We start from the raw sequence: 16,979 nt of genomic DNA on the forward strand, positions 1-16,979 counted from the left end.
CTGTTCATCGAATAATTCCGCCAGTTCACTGATTCTATTTTTTATACTTCTCTCCTTAATTTACATTTGCACCGTTAGGACTTGTGAAAGCCCTAACAAACCGGTTCATCATACAGACCGGCAGAATAGGTAAACATTAAAGAAAAGGACACCTGCCGGTGTCCTTTTTCTTTGCCCAGACGGATAAAAAACAAAAGAATTCCACCAAAAGTTGTTCGCCGATTAAAAAGGCTTTTTCACCGAATAGATAAAGGCATTCATTGATTTTTATTGGTCTTCGTCTAAACAAACCTTAATATTGCCTCATTTTACTAGACTTTATTAATCTATTTATTATGAAACACAGACATGCGATCTTTAAAAGCAGGCTAGGATTGGCCTTATGCTTTTTATTGGCAGGCGGTGCTATCATACCGCAAAGTTCCGTATTAAAAGCGGAAACCTCCGTTACGCAACAATCCCGGAAAATAACGGGTACGATCACCGACGCTAAAGGAGAGCCCCTATTAGGTGTTAACGTAGTCGTAAAGGGTACCACGAACGGAACGATCACCGATCTGGATGGTAAATACGTATTAGAAGTAGAGCCGAATGCCATTCTGGTCATCTCTTACATCGGGTACGTAACTCAACAAACACCTGCAAGCGGGAACGTCATGAACATTATCTTAAAGGAAGACACCCAAAATCTAGACGAGGTAGTCGTTGTCGGTTACGGTACCCAACAGAAAAAGGACATCACAGGTTCCGTAGCGGTTATCGATACCGAAGAGCTATTGGCGTCTTCCGGTTCTTCCGCTACACAACAGTTGCAAGGTAAAGCGGCGGGCGTAAACATCGGTACCTCCGGTGCTCCCGGTTCAGCCACGATGGTACGCATCCGAGGTATTAATTCCATCAATGACAACGGACCTTTGTATGTTATCGATGGCGTATCCACTCGTGACCAAGACCTAAGCTCTATCAATCCCAATGACATCGAGAGTATGCAAGTATTGAAAGACGCCTCCTCCGCAGCGATCTACGGAGCGCAAGCAGCGAATGGCGTCATTTTAATCACGACCAAGAAAGGAACAAAAACGGGACAACCGAGATTAACCTATGACGGATATTACGGTTTCTCTAAAACAGGTAAACGCTATGACGTCTTAAACGCTTATGACCGTATTGATGTCGAATGGCAAGCCTCGAAAAACAATCTGGACCTAACGGGAGCCAGCGCCAATGGAGAATTACCTTACCACCAGCAATTCGGAAGTACTTCCGACTCTTGGGTTAATCATCTACCCAATTACATGACCGTAACCGGCGCCGGTGGTAGCACCTCCATCGATCCTAGCGATTACGATCAAGCGAACAACGTAGTCTATGCGCCCGTAGGCGATACGAACTGGTGGGATGAAATCAGCCAACTCGGTTGGATGCAGAATCACCAGTTGTCCTTGTCTGGAGGTACCGATAAAGGGCAATACACCATGAGCATGAACTATTTCGACCAGCAAGGTACCGCTATCGAATCTTATTTCACACGCTATCAAGCACGTGCTAATTCATCGTATAACGTCCGCCCATGGTTGCGATTCGGAGAGAACCTAACTTATAGTTTTAGCAAAAACAACGGACTTAGCTTCTCAGGTACAGAGTCCAACATCTACTCATGGACTTATCGGGCCTCTCCTTATGTACCGGTTTATGACTATGCGGGCAATTATGCAGGCTCCTTATTCGCCGGGACCGGCAATTTCCAGAATCCTGTAGCTATTCGTGAAAGAAATAAGGATAATTATGCCACTACCCAACGTGTATTTGGCAACGTATATGGAGAGGCAGACCTATGGACTGGACTGACTTTTAAAACAAACTTCGGTATCGATTATCGTAATGACTATTCTTACTCGATGACTAAAAACAACCCGGAGTTCTCCGAGTCCGGCGGTCAAAATAACTTTTACGAAAGTAATTACTTTAATTATCGTTGGGTTTGGACCAACACGTTATCTTTCAGCCGGACATTCAATGAGATCCATTCCTTGAACATCTTATTGGGAACAGAGGCTATTCGGGACGGTTTAGGCAGATCCCTCAACGCACGTAGATATAACTATTTATTCGAAGACAATACCAATACATACACCTTGGATATGGGCGAGAACAATAGCCAACGTACCAACTCTTCCACTTACAATGGAGAATTCGCGCTATTTGGTATGTTTGCCCGTGCAGACTATGGATATAAGGATAAGTATCTATTAACCGGTATTATCCGCCGGGACGGTGTTTCCCGTTTCTCGGAAAATAATCGTTACGGAGTCTTTCCATCTATCTCCGCCGGTTGGCGTATGTCAGAGGAGGCATTTATGGAACCAAGCCGAGATTGGCTGGACGACTTAAAGATACGAGCCGGTTACGGCGTCACGGGTAACTCAGAGATTCCTGTCGCAACTAATTTCGCCAATTTGTTCACGACCAGCACCTCCTATACGAATTACGACATGACCGGAGCGAACAATAGCGAGACAACCGGATTCCGCCTCAGTACCTACGGTAACACTGATACGAAATGGGAAATGACCAAGATGGTCAACTTGGGTCTGGACGCAACCTTCCTGAATGGTAAATTCAGCGGTTCATTCGAATGGTATACGAAGAAGACATCCAATATGTTGATACAAGCGGCCTACACCTCGATGGCCGGAGAATCCGGAAGCCCTTATATCAACTTCGGAGATATAAAGAACACCGGTTTCGACTTCATGTTTAATTACCGTGACCGAAAAGGAGACTGGGCATGGGATCTATCCTTGAATTTATCCCATTATAAAAATGAGGTCTTGAAACTCGCAGAAGCTGACGATTATTCTCTATGGGCTAGCGGTACGCGCATCGAAGGATACGTAACCCGTACGACAAAAGGACATGCCGTGTCTGAATTCTGGGGGTTGAAGCAAAATGGTTTTTATGAGTCCGTAGCCGATGTTATGGCAACCAAGCCATTCGGACAAAGTGATATCACAGAGGCAGACGCTGCCGCTTATGTCGGCCGCTTCCGTTTTGAGGACTTGAACGGAGACGGCAAATTGGATGATAGCGACCGGACCTTTATCGGCTCTCCTCATCCGGACTTAACCGGAGGCCTCAACGCCACGTTAACATGGAAAAACTGGGACTTTACTATGTTCTGGAACTTCTCTATCGGCAATGACTTATATAATAACACAAAATATTTTACCGATTTCTGGACTTTCAACGGTAATAAATCCTCACGCCTCAGAGATCAATCATGGACATTGAATGGCGATAACAGTAATGCTATCCTTCCTATGCTGAATACGGAAGATAACTATTCCGGAGCTTATTCTAGCTCTTATTACGTAGAAGACGCCTCCTTCTTACGCCTGAAAAATCTCGTATTGGGATATTCCTTGCCTAAGGAATTACTCAAGAAGGCTGGTATCCAGAATCTCCGCCTGTATTTACAAGCCGAGAATATCCTTACGGTCACCGGATATACAGGCTTGGACCCAGAGTTTACCAACGCCTATTTACGGCAAAGCGATTCTGACACCGACGGAGCCGGACGTGTAGACTTAAAAAGAGGAGTCGATATGGGAGGCTGGCCTACAACTATGCGATTCTTATTGGGCGTGAATTTTACTTTCTAAATCCATTTTACTATAAAAACGACTAGTATGAGACATAAAATATTAATAATAAGCGCAGTTGCTTTATTTACCTTGAGTTCTTGCGGTGAGGATTTTCTATATAAAGCTCCTCAAGGCAGTATTGACCAAGAAGCATTAACAAATGCTGAAGGGGTTGAGTTATTGGTGGTCAACGCTTATGCCGGTTTGACCCGGCCGACCGGATATGACAATATGTTCAATTGGGTATTCGGTGGTGTATACGGAGGTGACGCTAATAAAGGCTCCGAATCCAATGACCAATCCGTATTGAACTCCGTAGAGACGTATGCCGTCACGGCCACAAACGACTATTTACAGAATAAGTGGAAAGACGCATATTATGGAGCACAACGTTGCAACTTAGCACTCAATGTGATGAAAGAAGCGGCAGACATGGATGAGACAACCAAGGCCTACCGGACTGCGGAGCTAAAATTCTTACGTGCCCTATTCATGTTCGAAGGGGTAAAGATTTTCGGACCGACCGGCATGCCCTATATCGACGAGACGATCGCCGCTGAAGAAAATGACCCGAAAGTTCATAACGGTACGGACATCTATCCTAATATTTTAGCAGATGTAGAAGCGGCCATCGAAGGATTACCCGAAAAACAGACCGAAGTGGCACGCCCTACGAAAACAGCGGCAAAAGCGTTAAAGGCTAAAATACTAATGCAACAAGGTGATATGACAGCCGCCAAACCGATCTTGGCCGATATTATCGCAAACGGATTAAGCCCTAAAGGAGAGAGATTAGCCTTACAAGATGATCTGGACGCAAATTTTAACGCAACTACCGAAAATGGGAAAGAGTCTATTTTTGAGGTACAATTCTCTGTCGGAGCCAATAATAACGGGAATTACGGATTTTTACTGAATTATCCTCATAACACAGGCCCCGGTGGATGTTGCGGATTTTATCAACCCTCTTACGAACTGGTAAACTCATTCCAAGTAGACGAAAACGGACTTCCTTATCTTGACGGAGAGTACAGAAATAAAAAATCCGTAACAGAACGTGTTACCGATTATGATTACATCTCTAAGAATGATAAAACAATCGCCGTGGACCCTCGTTTAGATTTCGCCGTAGGACGTATGGAGATTCCCTATAAAGATTGGGGATTGCCTGCTAATGATTGGATACGAAATGTAAGTAGCGGTGGTGTATTCCTACCGAAAAAGCATGTCTATAGCAAAGCGGAACAGGATGCCGGATTAGCTGGCTCCACCTATTCATCCGGCTGGGCTCCCGGTTCTGCCATGAATTTACAATATCTATGCTTACGTGATTGTAAATTGTTATACGCGGAATGCCTAGCGAACGACGGAGAATTAAGTGCCGCCATGCAGCAAGTAAACGATATCCGTGAACGTGCAGCCAAACCGGATAATATCATTTATCTGGAAGACGGAACGCCTGCCGCCAATTATTTAGTGAAACCTTATCCATCCAGTCACGCCGCATTCAGCAACAAGGAAACTTGTATCAAGGCGATTCATATGGAACGTAAGCTGGAACTTGCGATGGAAGGACAACGATTTTTCGATCTGGTTCGTTGGGGAGGTGATTATATGAACAAGGAATTGACGGCATATATAAATTATGAGAAGCAATACCTAACTAAATTCTATGGTGTATCCGCTCCAACCGCTTCTAAGACGATGTTCCCGCTTCCCGAGACAGAGATCCAGACCGCAGGAAACGATGAGAACGGCCAAGCTTATCTGGTACAAAATGATGCTTGGAAATAGTCCAATCTCATCCTTCTTATAAACAGAAAGGCGGGCTTCCCGAAAGAAAGTCCGCCTTCACGATTCTTTGTATCTACATTAAATAGAACGTCCCTTGAACACATTCGACTCGCTCGAAGGATAGAGATTTCCCGTAAAGGATATACGGTTGCTATTAAAGTTAGGCGATACCGTGGCAGTACATTTATTCGTACCTTTCGCCATACGGAACGTAACCCTAGCGGATACCGCTACACCCTGCACATTCATCTCGTACATAACGTTTCCTTTTTTGTCAGTCTTCATCTGTACACCGGAAGTTGTTCCATCAACCGTTATACCTCCTATTCCGTTAGGACCGGCCGCCGGAGTATTAAACGCTAACTGAATGGTAGCCTTCTCACCCTTCACCGAAACGAAGTTCGTGTTCGGAGTAACATAAACAAAACTACCGCGCTTAAACTCTATACGATCCGCTTCCAATACGAAATCCTTATTCTTCAAAGCTTGCACCGCTTGTTCAAACAATGCGTTAGCCTCGGCTTCCTCCGCAGCTTTCTTCGCTGCCTTCTCTGCTTTCTTTGCTTCTTTCTCGGCCTGCTTCGCAGCTTTCTCTGCTGACTTGTCCTGCTGTGCCATCATCGACCCTGCACCAAATAATAAAACGGCGAGCAATAATACAATCTTCTTCATATTAACTCATTTTTAAAGGTTTGTCTATAAAAGTACTTTTATACATACAATAAAAATACAATTAACATCGACATAAGTTCATCTTTAACCCTTATTTTTCACGTTTTTAACATGATACCATAAAAAGCCCCATGCGGTTACCGCCGCGATGAAATCGGAGAAAGGTTGCGCTAGCCAAACGCCCTCCAATCCCCAGATCGGAGGAAATAGCAGGATAGCCGGTATCAGGAATAAAACCTGCCGACTTAGACTCAGAAACATCGCTTTCCATGCGACACCGATACTTTGAAAAAACTGGCTGATCGTAATCTGGGAACCGACAACGAAAAAGACCAGCATCGTCAGACGTAATCCATTATCCGTAATCGACACCAATTCGGCATCCGTCGAGAATACGCTAACGATCAGTCTCGGGAATAATAAACTGACGATACATCCTACCCCTGTAATCAAGGTCGATACTATAATAGACAACCGCAAGGTAGCCAATACCCGGTCATGATGCCCAGCGCCATGATTAAACCCGACAATCGGTTGCATCCCTTGGGCGATACCGATAATCAACATAACCAGCAGCATGGCGATACTGGAAATAATACCGCTGGCTCCAATCGCCAAATCGCCTCCATTCTCTTTCAACGCATGGTTCATGATCACCACAACCACACTGCCCGCCAGCTGCATGGAAAATGGAGACATGCCGATCGTAAATATATTCCAAATAATGGAACCTTTCAACCGGAAATATTTCGTATGGAAACGTACGATACTATCCTTGCTGATAAAATGACTCATCACGAAAGCGGCACCGGCAGCCATGGAGATCACCGTAGCGATAGCGGCACCCTGTATCCCCATATCCAGCCAGAAGATAAAGATCGGGTCTAGGATCACGTTCAATACGGCACCGATCATCATCGTGAACATCGCCTTTTTCGGATATCCGGAAGCACGCATCACGGCATTAAAGCTAAAACTTAATGTAGCCAGCAAATTACCCGGGATAGCGATATATAAATAGTCTTTCGCATAAGGTATCGTCTGCTCGCTTCCTCCGAACCACGTTAACAAATCATCCAAGAAAATCATACTGGGGATAATCGTCAAGGCTCCGATAATGAATGTCAAAGTGAAAGCGTTTCCTAATACGTTATCTGCCAGATCATTCGCCTTACGGCCTAGATGAATGGAGACCCTTGTAGCGGCTCCCGCGCCGATCAACATTCCAAATGCCTGCATAAAGAGTAGTATCGGGAAAGTCAAAGTCAATCCGGAGATAGCTAGCGCACCCACTCCTTGTCCGATAAATATACGATCTACGATATTATAAAGAGCATTAACCATGGTCCCGATAACGGCGGGAATCGCGTAATGTACCAACAAACGGCCTATATTCTCATTTTCCAGCCGCCATGTAATTTCATTTGTCATAACAAACTCGTTTCTTATAAGATTTGAATCCATGAGACCATCTCCGCCATACTTGTCGCAATCTTTACATCCCCATTGGGTAATTGGATACGCAGGCGATCCGGTGCCTCACAATAAACATTTATAGAATCCTTATTCACCGGGGAGGGTTTAAATCCATTCCGGATCAAGGCATTCCCCACCCAATAAGAAACCATGAAATCTCCCTCTACCCCGATCGGAACAGTAGGCGCTACCGTATTCAATTTTCCGGTATTCGGATCAAACACTATTCCTTCCTTACTGAAGAATGTCTCAAACGACCCTCCCATAATCAAGTCCTCCGGCGTTCCACATGCCATCGGACGTTTTTTCTCTTGCAGCCACAGGCAATCCCCCAGCTGGATCGCTAAATCCAGATCATGCGTTGATAAGAGAATCGCCTTTTGTTGTTCCACTGCCAACTTATGCAAGAGAACCATGGTCTCAATCCGGCTTGTCACATCCAGAAAGGCGGTCGGTTCATCCAGCAAGATTATCGGGCATTGCTGAGCCAAAGCTTTAGCGATCATGGCCTTCTGCCGTTCGCCATCGCTTAATTCCGACACATAATTGCGTGCTTTATGGGCAATCCCGGCAGCAGCCAACGACTCTTCGATAATCCTCCGGTCGTCCTGCCTCAACTGGCCGAAGAATCCCGTGTAAGGATGTCTTCCTAAAGAGACCAACTCGTAAACCGTTATTCCGCCGGCATTCGTTTTCTCCGTGAGAACAACACCTACCATCCGGGAAAAATCACCTTGCGAGTAAGAGGCCAACGGCTTTCCTTTCAATTCGATCTCGCCCCCTAGAGAGGGCTGGAAACCGCACAGCGTACGCAATAAGGTAGACTTTCCCGCACCATTCAACCCGAGAAGGCAAGTCACCTCGCCCGGATATAAATTCAAGTCGAGGGCATCATGCACCAACTTTAGGTGTCCACCTTTCAAAACATATCCAATACTCAGATTTTTTGTCCTTATAACTGGAATCCTTTCCATAACCACTAATTAAAATATTGAATATTCTTCCGGTTTACGATTACATAGATAATAACCGGCGCACCCAGCATAGGTGTCACCGCATTCAAGGGTAAAATCGTGTTGCTTCCCGGTACGACCATCAATAAATTACAAAGCAAGGCGATACAGGAGCCCGTCAACATCGTTATCGGCACCAATATCTTATGATTGGAAGAACCAAGCATCAGCCGTGAGATATGCGGAACCGCTAATCCGATAAAAGAGATCGGTCCGCAGAAAGCGGTAGTCGTAGCGGTCAATATCCCCGTACATAAAAGGATGGCTATTCGTGCCCGCTTGATCCGTATACCCAGATTAGCGGCATACATCTCTCCCAGCAACAAGGCATTCAGAGGCTTTATCAGCAAGACAGCCAACAGCAACCCGATCAATGCGCAAGTCCCGAAGAAAGGCAATTGTTCCAAGGATACCCCCGAGAAATTGCCCAGTCCCCACATCACGAAAGCATGTACCCTATCTGTCGAGGAATAATAGTTCAGTATAGAGATAACCGACGAGGCCAGATAGCCGATCATTATACCGATAATCAAGAGCATGACATTGTTCTTCACCTTCGCAGAGAAATAGATAATCAATCCCAAGATCACGCAAGCCCCTACGAACGCAGCAAGAATCACCGCCATATATCCGCTGACCGGCCAATCCGTAAACTGCCCCAGCGTACCTCCAAAATACAACATGATAGCGGCCACTCCCAGATTAGCCCCATCACTGATACCTAATATAGAGGGTCCGGCCAACGGATTCCGGAATAAGGTTTGCAACAACAGCCCACTCGTAGCCAGTGAAGCCCCCGCCAACAGTGCGGTTATCGCCTGTGGTAAACGAGATTGCAACACGATATTCTGCCATGCGATCTTATCAGATCCCTTCCCCAGTAAAATATCCATCACGTGATCCAAAGGAATCGGTACGGCCCCATACGCCAGCCCTCCCACAAAGAGCACCAAAAGAACCACCCCCAACAACGGATAAAAAAGCAGCGCTTGTTTGTTCATGGCGCGAAGGTATACAAAAAAGCGGAGTTATGTTATACTTCTCCCTACCTCCCGGAGAAAAACAGAATATCGCTCACGTACGCAATTATTAGGAATACACATTCTTAAACGATCGCCTCGAGTACCACACATCGTAAGCAAACCGTAATAATAAAGTAGACTACGGAAATTATCTATATCCGTTACCCGTTCGGCAGGAAAGGATGTATGTAAGTCCACCAAGATCTCTCCCTTTGCCGCGATTTCCTCGATGATACCCATACGATTTTCCTCCTGTACGAAGTCACGATCAATACGTGCCAGCATCTTCAGCTTACTATAGTCCGTTCGGATATTCTTATCGGCCATTTCTCCCGGGGAACAATGAAAATCAACTTGCCAACGTGAATAATACAAAGTCATATCACAGTTAAAAATCCGATCGTCACCCAAGCTCTCTCTTGCGAAACAGTAATTATCATACCAAGGCTTCATTTCCGTAATCATAGCCTCAGCATCCCCTTTGAGCATATCGTTTTGCTGATAATAACGGAACATCTCACGAACATCCGTTTCATCAAAACCCATCATGGCATTAAAACGAGGATCTACCGAGATATTCCAGTCTATATTATATCCACTCGACAAATCATCCAGCGTCACAGGGCTTACCCCCATCATGAATATACGGTCAAACATTCCCTTGAATTGTTTGAAATACTCCCGGTAGAAACCACTGGCGTGAGTCAAGTCATGAAACATTCGCTGCCCATGCTCACTCAATATCACATTGGTAAAGTTGTCGTACTCATCTATAATGAGATACAGGGGATATCCCTTTTCCTTCGCTTTTACCTCTATGTAAGCCAGCTTAGACTTTGCGCTTTCTATATGCTCGACGGTCTCCTTAAAATCAGCGTCATAATAAGCTGCGTACACATGCGCGAACTGATTAATGATTAAGCCGCAATAATCATTGAAACTTGTCATCAGGTCCGCTCCCGGCATCGAACAGCCCGCTTTAGAGAAATCGAAATAAAGTACCTGATACTTATTCCTTTCACCGGTTGGATGCGTACCAATCCAGAGATCTCCAAAATATGCATCAAAATCATCCTGACGCAATATATCATAATACGTACGCATCATGCTTAGGAATACGCTCTTGCCAAACCGTCTCGGACGGATCAAGAAAAGATAGCTAGGTATCTTCTCGATAAGCGGAAGGTACATCGTTTTATCCACGAAATAGAAATTACCATTCCTTATTCGATTGAAATCTGATAATCCGTAAGGGATTCCTTTCACTTGACTCATATACTGGATAACTTTTATACTTGTTGTAGGCAAAGTTAGTCTATTCCTTGCAATAAGCACTAATATTTAGAAAAAAGAGCAACCACAATGTTTGCAAATGCATTTATTCAAGTTTAGTTCACAAACGAATGCATCTGTCTGTTGTTTTGGTTCGATAAAACTCGATCAAGTCATTCATTTCAATATTTTGCTTACAGTTCCATTCTCTCAAAAGGAGATGCTTTGGTCGTTGAGAAGCACACTATTTTTGGCTGTTGAAGTGAATAACTAACGGCTTGTCGAGTGAATAACTAACGGCTATACCTAGCCGTTAGCTTACGGCTTGGGAAGTGAATAACTAATCACTTGGAAAGCCTTTTACGAGTGACTTAATCAACTGTATACCAGACATATTTCACAAACACATTTTACGACTCAACTAGCTCTTCTACTAAATTAAAGAAGAACCAGAAAATTTAGGTATAGTCAGTCAAAATAAAGCTAGCTTCTTTAAAAGAGCATAACAAATCGCAACACAGACACAAGAACTTGAAGAAATATATCAACTGGTATAAAAATGAGCCCGATAGAATACCGAGCCCATTAAAAATGTAGAATGTTTAATTTAACCCCCAATCTATCGGGTTCACTTTTATGAGACAACCTCTTATTTATGCATCTAATTTACTAATATCAAAAAGAGGGCAAAAAGGCTATATGAAAAGTCTCATTCTGCCCTGTTGCCGGACAATAGCCACTTACATCAATACTCGTTCCAATTATACTACTAAATCCTGTACCTGCGCAATTCAAGGTTACATGATTATTTGAAGAACCTATAATCAAGTCCTTAATAGTTGATGTATAATGTATAGGAGGTAAGTACTGGAGAAGTAATATAAACAGAAATCGCCGTTGTTCCTGCAGGAATATGCAAATTACTTCCAATTGAGAAAGTAGAAGATCCGGTAGACGCCTCATACCAACCTTCCACATTGTAAATCACACGAGCCTCATCTACTATATTAACAACAGGAAACTGGTTTTACTGCAAACGCAACTAACGTACAAGCGAAGGAAGCTAACGCAAAATAAATTACCTTTTTCATAATATTTAATTTTAAAGATCTTAGATGAAGCTTACGCCTCATCTAAGATTCCTGTTTAGAAACTTGCATAACCCGGATTCTGAACCAAGTTTGGATTGGTTTGCCATGCGTCTTGAGAAACAGGGAATATTTTTAAATAATCATCTGTTTTTCTTTCACAATTGGATTCAGTCCACATTCCTTTAGTAAAACAGCCAAAACGAATATCATCCTGACGAGAAAAACCTTCCCAAGCCAACTCTAAACGGCGCTCCAATTGGACCTCCTTCAACGTTATGGTTGAATAATTATGGGTGTTATTTCCATAAGCGCGTTCACGAATAGCATTGACTAAATTTGTCGCTTCAGCAACACTACCTCCACTACGAAGCAAAGCTTCTGCTTTCATTAAATAAATATCCGCTAAACGAAATAGATGGAAATCGTTCTCCATTGCCGTAGATAAAGATTTCTCATACGTCCATTTTTGACAACGAGCTCCTTGGTCTTGATAAACAGCTCCCCACTTAGTTCCATCCAATTCAGAACCCGGAATAATACTAATATCTACAGTATAATCCAGCGGGCGATTCTCGTCTGTAATAATTTTTTCCCCGGTTGAGATATCATACTGTTGGCCGATTAAATAAGTACCTTCATAACGAGGATCATCCTCATTGAATAATTTAACATAGTCTGGCTGAGCACAAATGCCATTCCAAACACTAATACTAGCTCCTAGAGCCAAACCTTGCTTATAATGCAACGTACGTCTATAAAGAACATTTTGATCCTCTGTATCTGTACTTGAATAAGACGCCGCAAAGATAGCTTCTTTAGAAGTATTATTATTGGGATCAAAGTTTGTTTTCCAATTAGGCTCCAATATGTATGGCATTGCCATTACCTTATCGCAGTATTCTATAACTTTACTGTTAGCATTCTCGGAGATATTAACACCCCAAGCCTCCGCATTTTGGTACATCTTAGCTAAAATCGTATAAGCTGTCCCTTTAGTAAAAGTTCCATATTTTTTTGTATCGTAATCAGGAGCTTCTGTAGCTAAAGCATTCAACTCTGTTATCAGCCAATCAAATACCTCTTGACGAGATTTGCAAGTTGGTAATTCCTTATCATTATAATCAACAACCAATGGAATATTTCCAAAGAAATCCATCATTGAATAAATCCAGAAAGCCCGGACCCCACGAATTTCCGCAACTTTAGATGTTTTCTCCGCATCACTCAATAAAGTTGAATTTTTCAAAACCTCGATTGTCGCATTACACGTACCAATACATTCCGAACCTATACTCCAACAACTTTTTACACAACTAGTATTCGCAGTCCATGTATGCATATAAACTTCACGGTACTGTCCCCCATCATACCAGTCACCTCCATTACGAGTTACGTTCACTGTTGACGAACCAGAATTTTCTGCGAGGATCATATAGTCTCCGGAATATTTTTTTAACGTATTATAAACCGTACCAACCAAGGCGTTAATTTCAGTAGTTGTATTGCCAAAATTTTCAGCAGGTAGTTTATCGTATACTTCCTCGTCCAAATTCATACAGGACGGCATAGAACATAGTAAAGCCGCACCAGTAAGAAATGATAATATAGTTTTTCGTTTCATAATATATTTTCCTTATTTTTATTAGAATGTTAAGTTAACACCAAATGTAAATGAGCGAGATTTCGGCATGTAATCACGAGGTTCAATACCCGGAGACAAGCCAGCATCATCATCACTTGCCTGACCACGGAACAGTTCTACCTCAGGATCCAATCCTTTGTAACCTGTAATCACGAATAAATTCTGGGCGGCAACATAAATACGTGCTTTGTCTAACCAGTCAATCTTTTTAGTATTAAATGTGTATCCGATAGACATATTATCCAAACGAGCGAATGAGCCATTTTCTACATAATAAGAACATACACGAGAGTTCTCACGCAATTTATAAGTAAGTTCATCATTCATCGCATTTGCACCGCTCAAATAAGTATTATTCGCATAGGCTGCACGTGGATTATCCAAAACCTTATTACCGATTGTTCCACGTATAAAGAAACTAGCATCCCAATTTTTCCATGAGAACGAGTTATTCCATCCGAATGTCAAATCAGGTTGAGCGTCACCTACATATGTACGGTCATCATCCGTTATCTGTCCATCACCATTGATATCTTCGATGATATACTTACCATTCTCATCAATACCATCACATTTCAGCATAAAGAACTGACCTACCGGGCGACCTTCTTCAATTACATGCGAAGTCACACCCGAAGCACCTCTGATCCAAGGATCTCCTGTATAAATACGGCTTGTTGAATACAAGTCATTAGACAGCTTCGTGATCTTGTTCTTGTTATGAGATAGATTAATAGAAGTATTCCAATTGAAAGTCTTATTACGAATAACATCCAAATTCAACATAACTTCAATACCCTTATTGCTCATGTCACCCACATTCGCTTGAATTGTACTATATACGTACGTTGGAGTAGGTACTTTATAACGATACAACATATCAGAAGTTTTCTTGTCATAGTATTCTATCGTACCACCAAGACGTCCATTAAATAATTGAAAATCGATACCAACATTAAACATCGCAGTAGACTCCCATTTCAAGTCAGGATTAGCGTTCTGTGAAACCCTAAATGCGGTCAATTGAGAGCCATCACTATAGTATGTACCTTTTGCCTCGTAAAGCTCAATTGATTTATAAGGTTGTAAGCCATCTTGATTTCCTGTTATACCATAACCTGCACGTAATTTCAAATCCGTAAGCCAATTAACATCTTGCATAAAAGCTTCCTCTGAAATACCCCAAGCTGCGGAAACTGAAGGGAATGTACCCCATTTGTTATTAGCTCCAAACTTAGAGGAGCCATCTCGGCGAACTGTTGCTGTAATCATATAACGCTCTTTATAACTATAATGGGCACGAGCAAACATAGAGATCAATTTATAATCATTTTTATCAGACTTTACATTACCTACATCCAATTTATTGCCTGTTTGCAAATTATTAGCACCCATTGAACTAACAGCGAAGTCTAAGACCTTTGCCTCATGACTAGAGTACTGATTATCCTCCCATGAATAACCTATAATCGCATCAATTTTATGTTGTTCTTCCGAACCAAAAGCTTTATTATAATTCAAAGTCCACTCCATTAATTCGCGGTTCCATGCTCTTGAACGCCGAATAGCCAAACCATTACCAGCATCAACACCAATACGGTTAGCAGGATCCTGCCATTCACTATAATCATTAGAGAAACGACTTTTATATAAATTAGCCTTAACATTCAATCCATCAATAATATCAAACTGAAGATCTCCCTGACCATAAAAATACACATTACTATTCTTTTTATAGTTCTGATCCTGGTTCTGTACAGGGTTACCTTGATCATAACCATCATTACGAATAAAGTAAGAACCATCTTCATTAAACGGAGCCAAAACTGGAGACATATTATATGCGTAAATAAAGTTTGTTTGGAACGGCATTTGCATGTCTGTCAATGTTGCAGCACCGGTTAAACCAATACGCAAACGGTCATTAATAGCGCGTTGTTGGAACTGGAAACGGAAACTATGGCGTTTCATCCAGTTATCACGAACAATACCAGTACGATCCAAATAAGTATAAGACGCACGATAATTATTCTTTGAACCTCCACCGGACATTGAAATAGAATGATTTTGCGAAACTCCTGTACGAAGAACTTCATCAAACCAATCAGTGTCATTATTATAGCCATCGAATACACTTATATCCTTACCTAGCTCTTTATTTAGCGCTTTCCATTCAGAAGCATTTAACATATCAGGTTTGTTAGCTACTATATCCATGGTCACATAACCATCATAGTTGATCTGAGTTTTAGATCCGGAGCCTCTCTTAGTCGTAATCAAAATAACACCACCGGCCGCACGAGAACCGTAGATTGCCGCAGAAGAGGCATCCTTCAATACGGAGATAGACTCGATATCCGTAGGAGATACAGTGGACATATCACCACCCGGAACACCATCGATCACGATCATTGGGCCTTGGTCATTCTGCAAGGTTGATGTACCACGTAAACGGATTTGGGAGCTACGGGTCACGTCGCCCGAGCCAGATGTAATCGTCAAACCGGCTACCTTACCTTGCAACAAATCGGACGCATCACGAGTAATACCTTTATTAAAATTCTCCTCCGAAACATTTGCTACAGATCCTGTAATTTCCTTACGAGTCTGCGTACCGTAACCGATAGCGACAACCTCGCCTAAGTTTACCACAGAAGGAGCCAATTTAACTTCAACAGTCTTACGTCCTTTAACCCCTTCCTCTAAAGTGTTATAACCAATAAATGAAAATTGAAGAACGGCTTTTTTCAAGTCGTTAAGCGTAAGCGTGTAATTACCGTCAATATCGGTAATCGTACCATTGGTAGTACCCTTTTCCACGATGTTCGCACCGATGATGGGTTCACCAAGTTCATCTAGAACTTTTCCTTTAACAGCGCCAGATTGGGCAAAGGCCGCTGTCATGCAAAGAGACATCAACACTGAAAGTATCGCTACCTTACAGCGTCTGAAAGAATCAAAAGTTTTCTTTCGTTGCATAATTACTTAATTTTTAGGTTAACAATCATTGAATTCACAAACACAATTGAGAATTTTCGAGGCAAATATAACTTATTTTTTTAAAATAAGCCATGTTTATATAAAAAACATTACCGCAATTCTGCATGTTTCATTAAATCAATTGATTTGTTTAGGTGTTCAACATGTGATACTCAGATGCAACCAAGCATACTTCAATGATACCATATCCTTATTTTCTACAAGAACAATAGCGAACTTATCATGAATCAACAAAATAGGAAAAATGTCGTTCTAGGCAATAGTTCTAGATGGACTATCGTTAAACTGAAACAACACGTCAAACTATGTCTAAATTCCTAAAAAGAAAAGAGGTCTGATAAGCTCAGGCCTCT

The 16,979-nt window shown here is 42.4% G+C and carries 8 protein-coding genes and 1 pseudogene; 2 read left to right on the forward strand and 7 right to left on the reverse strand.

Annotated features, from left to right (window positions below; genetic code table 11):
* The first annotated feature begins 335 nt into the window (after positions 1–335).
* Positions 336–3,662 (forward strand): TonB-dependent receptor, encoded by a 3,327-nt coding sequence (locus tag DW033_RS03565; protein WP_122144017.1) that lies wholly within the window; start codon positions 336–338, stop codon positions 3,660–3,662.
* Between the two features lie 27 nt (positions 3,663–3,689).
* The gene (locus tag DW033_RS03570) at positions 3,690–5,438 is read left to right on the forward strand and encodes a RagB/SusD family nutrient uptake outer membrane protein (RefSeq protein ID WP_122144018.1); all 1,749 of its coding nucleotides are present in this window, start codon (positions 3,690–3,692) and stop codon (positions 5,436–5,438) included.
* Positions 5,439–5,516: 78 nt separating this feature from the next.
* Here the strand turns inward: DW033_RS03570 and DW033_RS03575 are convergent, their stop codons facing one another.
* The 7 genes and pseudogenes from DW033_RS03575 to DW033_RS03605 form a co-directional block, all read right to left on the reverse strand.
* Positions 5,517–6,110: a DUF4251 domain-containing protein gene (locus DW033_RS03575; RefSeq protein WP_005859017.1), complete on the reverse strand. Its 594-nt coding sequence runs from the start codon at positions 6,108–6,110 to the stop codon at positions 5,517–5,519.
* An 84-nt stretch (positions 6,111–6,194) separates the two neighbouring features.
* Positions 6,195–7,541, reverse strand: a complete 1,347-nt coding sequence (locus DW033_RS03580; protein WP_122382455.1) for an MATE family efflux transporter — start codon at positions 7,539–7,541, stop codon at positions 6,195–6,197.
* A gap of 14 nt (positions 7,542–7,555) precedes the next feature.
* Complete coding sequence (locus DW033_RS03585; RefSeq protein WP_048928126.1) at positions 7,556–8,560, reverse strand: ABC transporter ATP-binding protein; 1,005 nt, start codon at positions 8,558–8,560, stop codon at positions 7,556–7,558.
* Between the two features lie 5 nt (positions 8,561–8,565).
* A complete protein-coding gene (locus DW033_RS03590; protein ID WP_048928125.1) occupies positions 8,566–9,600 on the reverse strand; it encodes an iron ABC transporter permease in 1,035 nt (344 codons plus the stop codon).
* Between the two features lie 48 nt (positions 9,601–9,648).
* Positions 9,649–10,896 (reverse strand): annotated as a pseudogene (locus tag DW033_RS03595) (AAA family ATPase); the annotation flags it as partial.
* 1,143 nt (positions 10,897–12,039) lie between these two features.
* Positions 12,040–13,605 (reverse strand): RagB/SusD family nutrient uptake outer membrane protein, encoded by a 1,566-nt coding sequence (locus tag DW033_RS03600; RefSeq protein WP_057326570.1) that lies wholly within the window; start codon positions 13,603–13,605, stop codon positions 12,040–12,042.
* A gap of 21 nt (positions 13,606–13,626) precedes the next feature.
* On the reverse strand, positions 13,627–16,605 hold the full coding sequence (locus tag DW033_RS03605) for a TonB-dependent receptor (RefSeq protein WP_122380968.1): 2,979 nt from the start codon (positions 16,603–16,605) through the stop codon (positions 13,627–13,629).
* Positions 16,606–16,979: the final 374 nt, after the last annotated feature.

Source organism: Parabacteroides sp. AF39-10AC, assembly GCF_003635405.1.
In the GTDB taxonomy this organism is placed as follows: domain Bacteria; phylum Bacteroidota; class Bacteroidia; order Bacteroidales; family Tannerellaceae; genus Parabacteroides; species Parabacteroides distasonis.

Bases quoted from the DNA above. Each gene is read 5' to 3' on its own strand.
- DW033_RS03590 (WP_048928125.1), bottom strand. From the start codon at position 9,600: ATGAACAAACAAGCGCTGCTTTTTTATCCGTTGTTGGGGGTGGTTCTT.
- DW033_RS03580 (WP_122382455.1), bottom strand. From the start codon at position 7,541: ATGACAAATGAAATTACATGGCGGCTGGAAAATGAGAATATAGGCCGT.
- DW033_RS03600 (WP_057326570.1), bottom strand. From the start codon at position 13,605: ATGAAACGAAAAACTATATTATCATTTCTTACTGGTGCGGCTTTACTA.
- DW033_RS03585 (WP_048928126.1), bottom strand. From the start codon at position 8,560: ATGGAAAGGATTCCAGTTATAAGGACAAAAAATCTGAGTATTGGATAT.
- DW033_RS03605 (WP_122380968.1), bottom strand. From the start codon at position 16,605: ATGCAACGAAAGAAAACTTTTGATTCTTTCAGACGCTGTAAGGTAGCG.
- DW033_RS03565 (WP_122144017.1), top strand. From the start codon at position 336: ATGAAACACAGACATGCGATCTTTAAAAGCAGGCTAGGATTGGCCTTA.
- DW033_RS03570 (WP_122144018.1), top strand. From the start codon at position 3,690: ATGAGACATAAAATATTAATAATAAGCGCAGTTGCTTTATTTACCTTG.
- DW033_RS03575 (WP_005859017.1), bottom strand. From the start codon at position 6,110: ATGAAGAAGATTGTATTATTGCTCGCCGTTTTATTATTTGGTGCAGGG.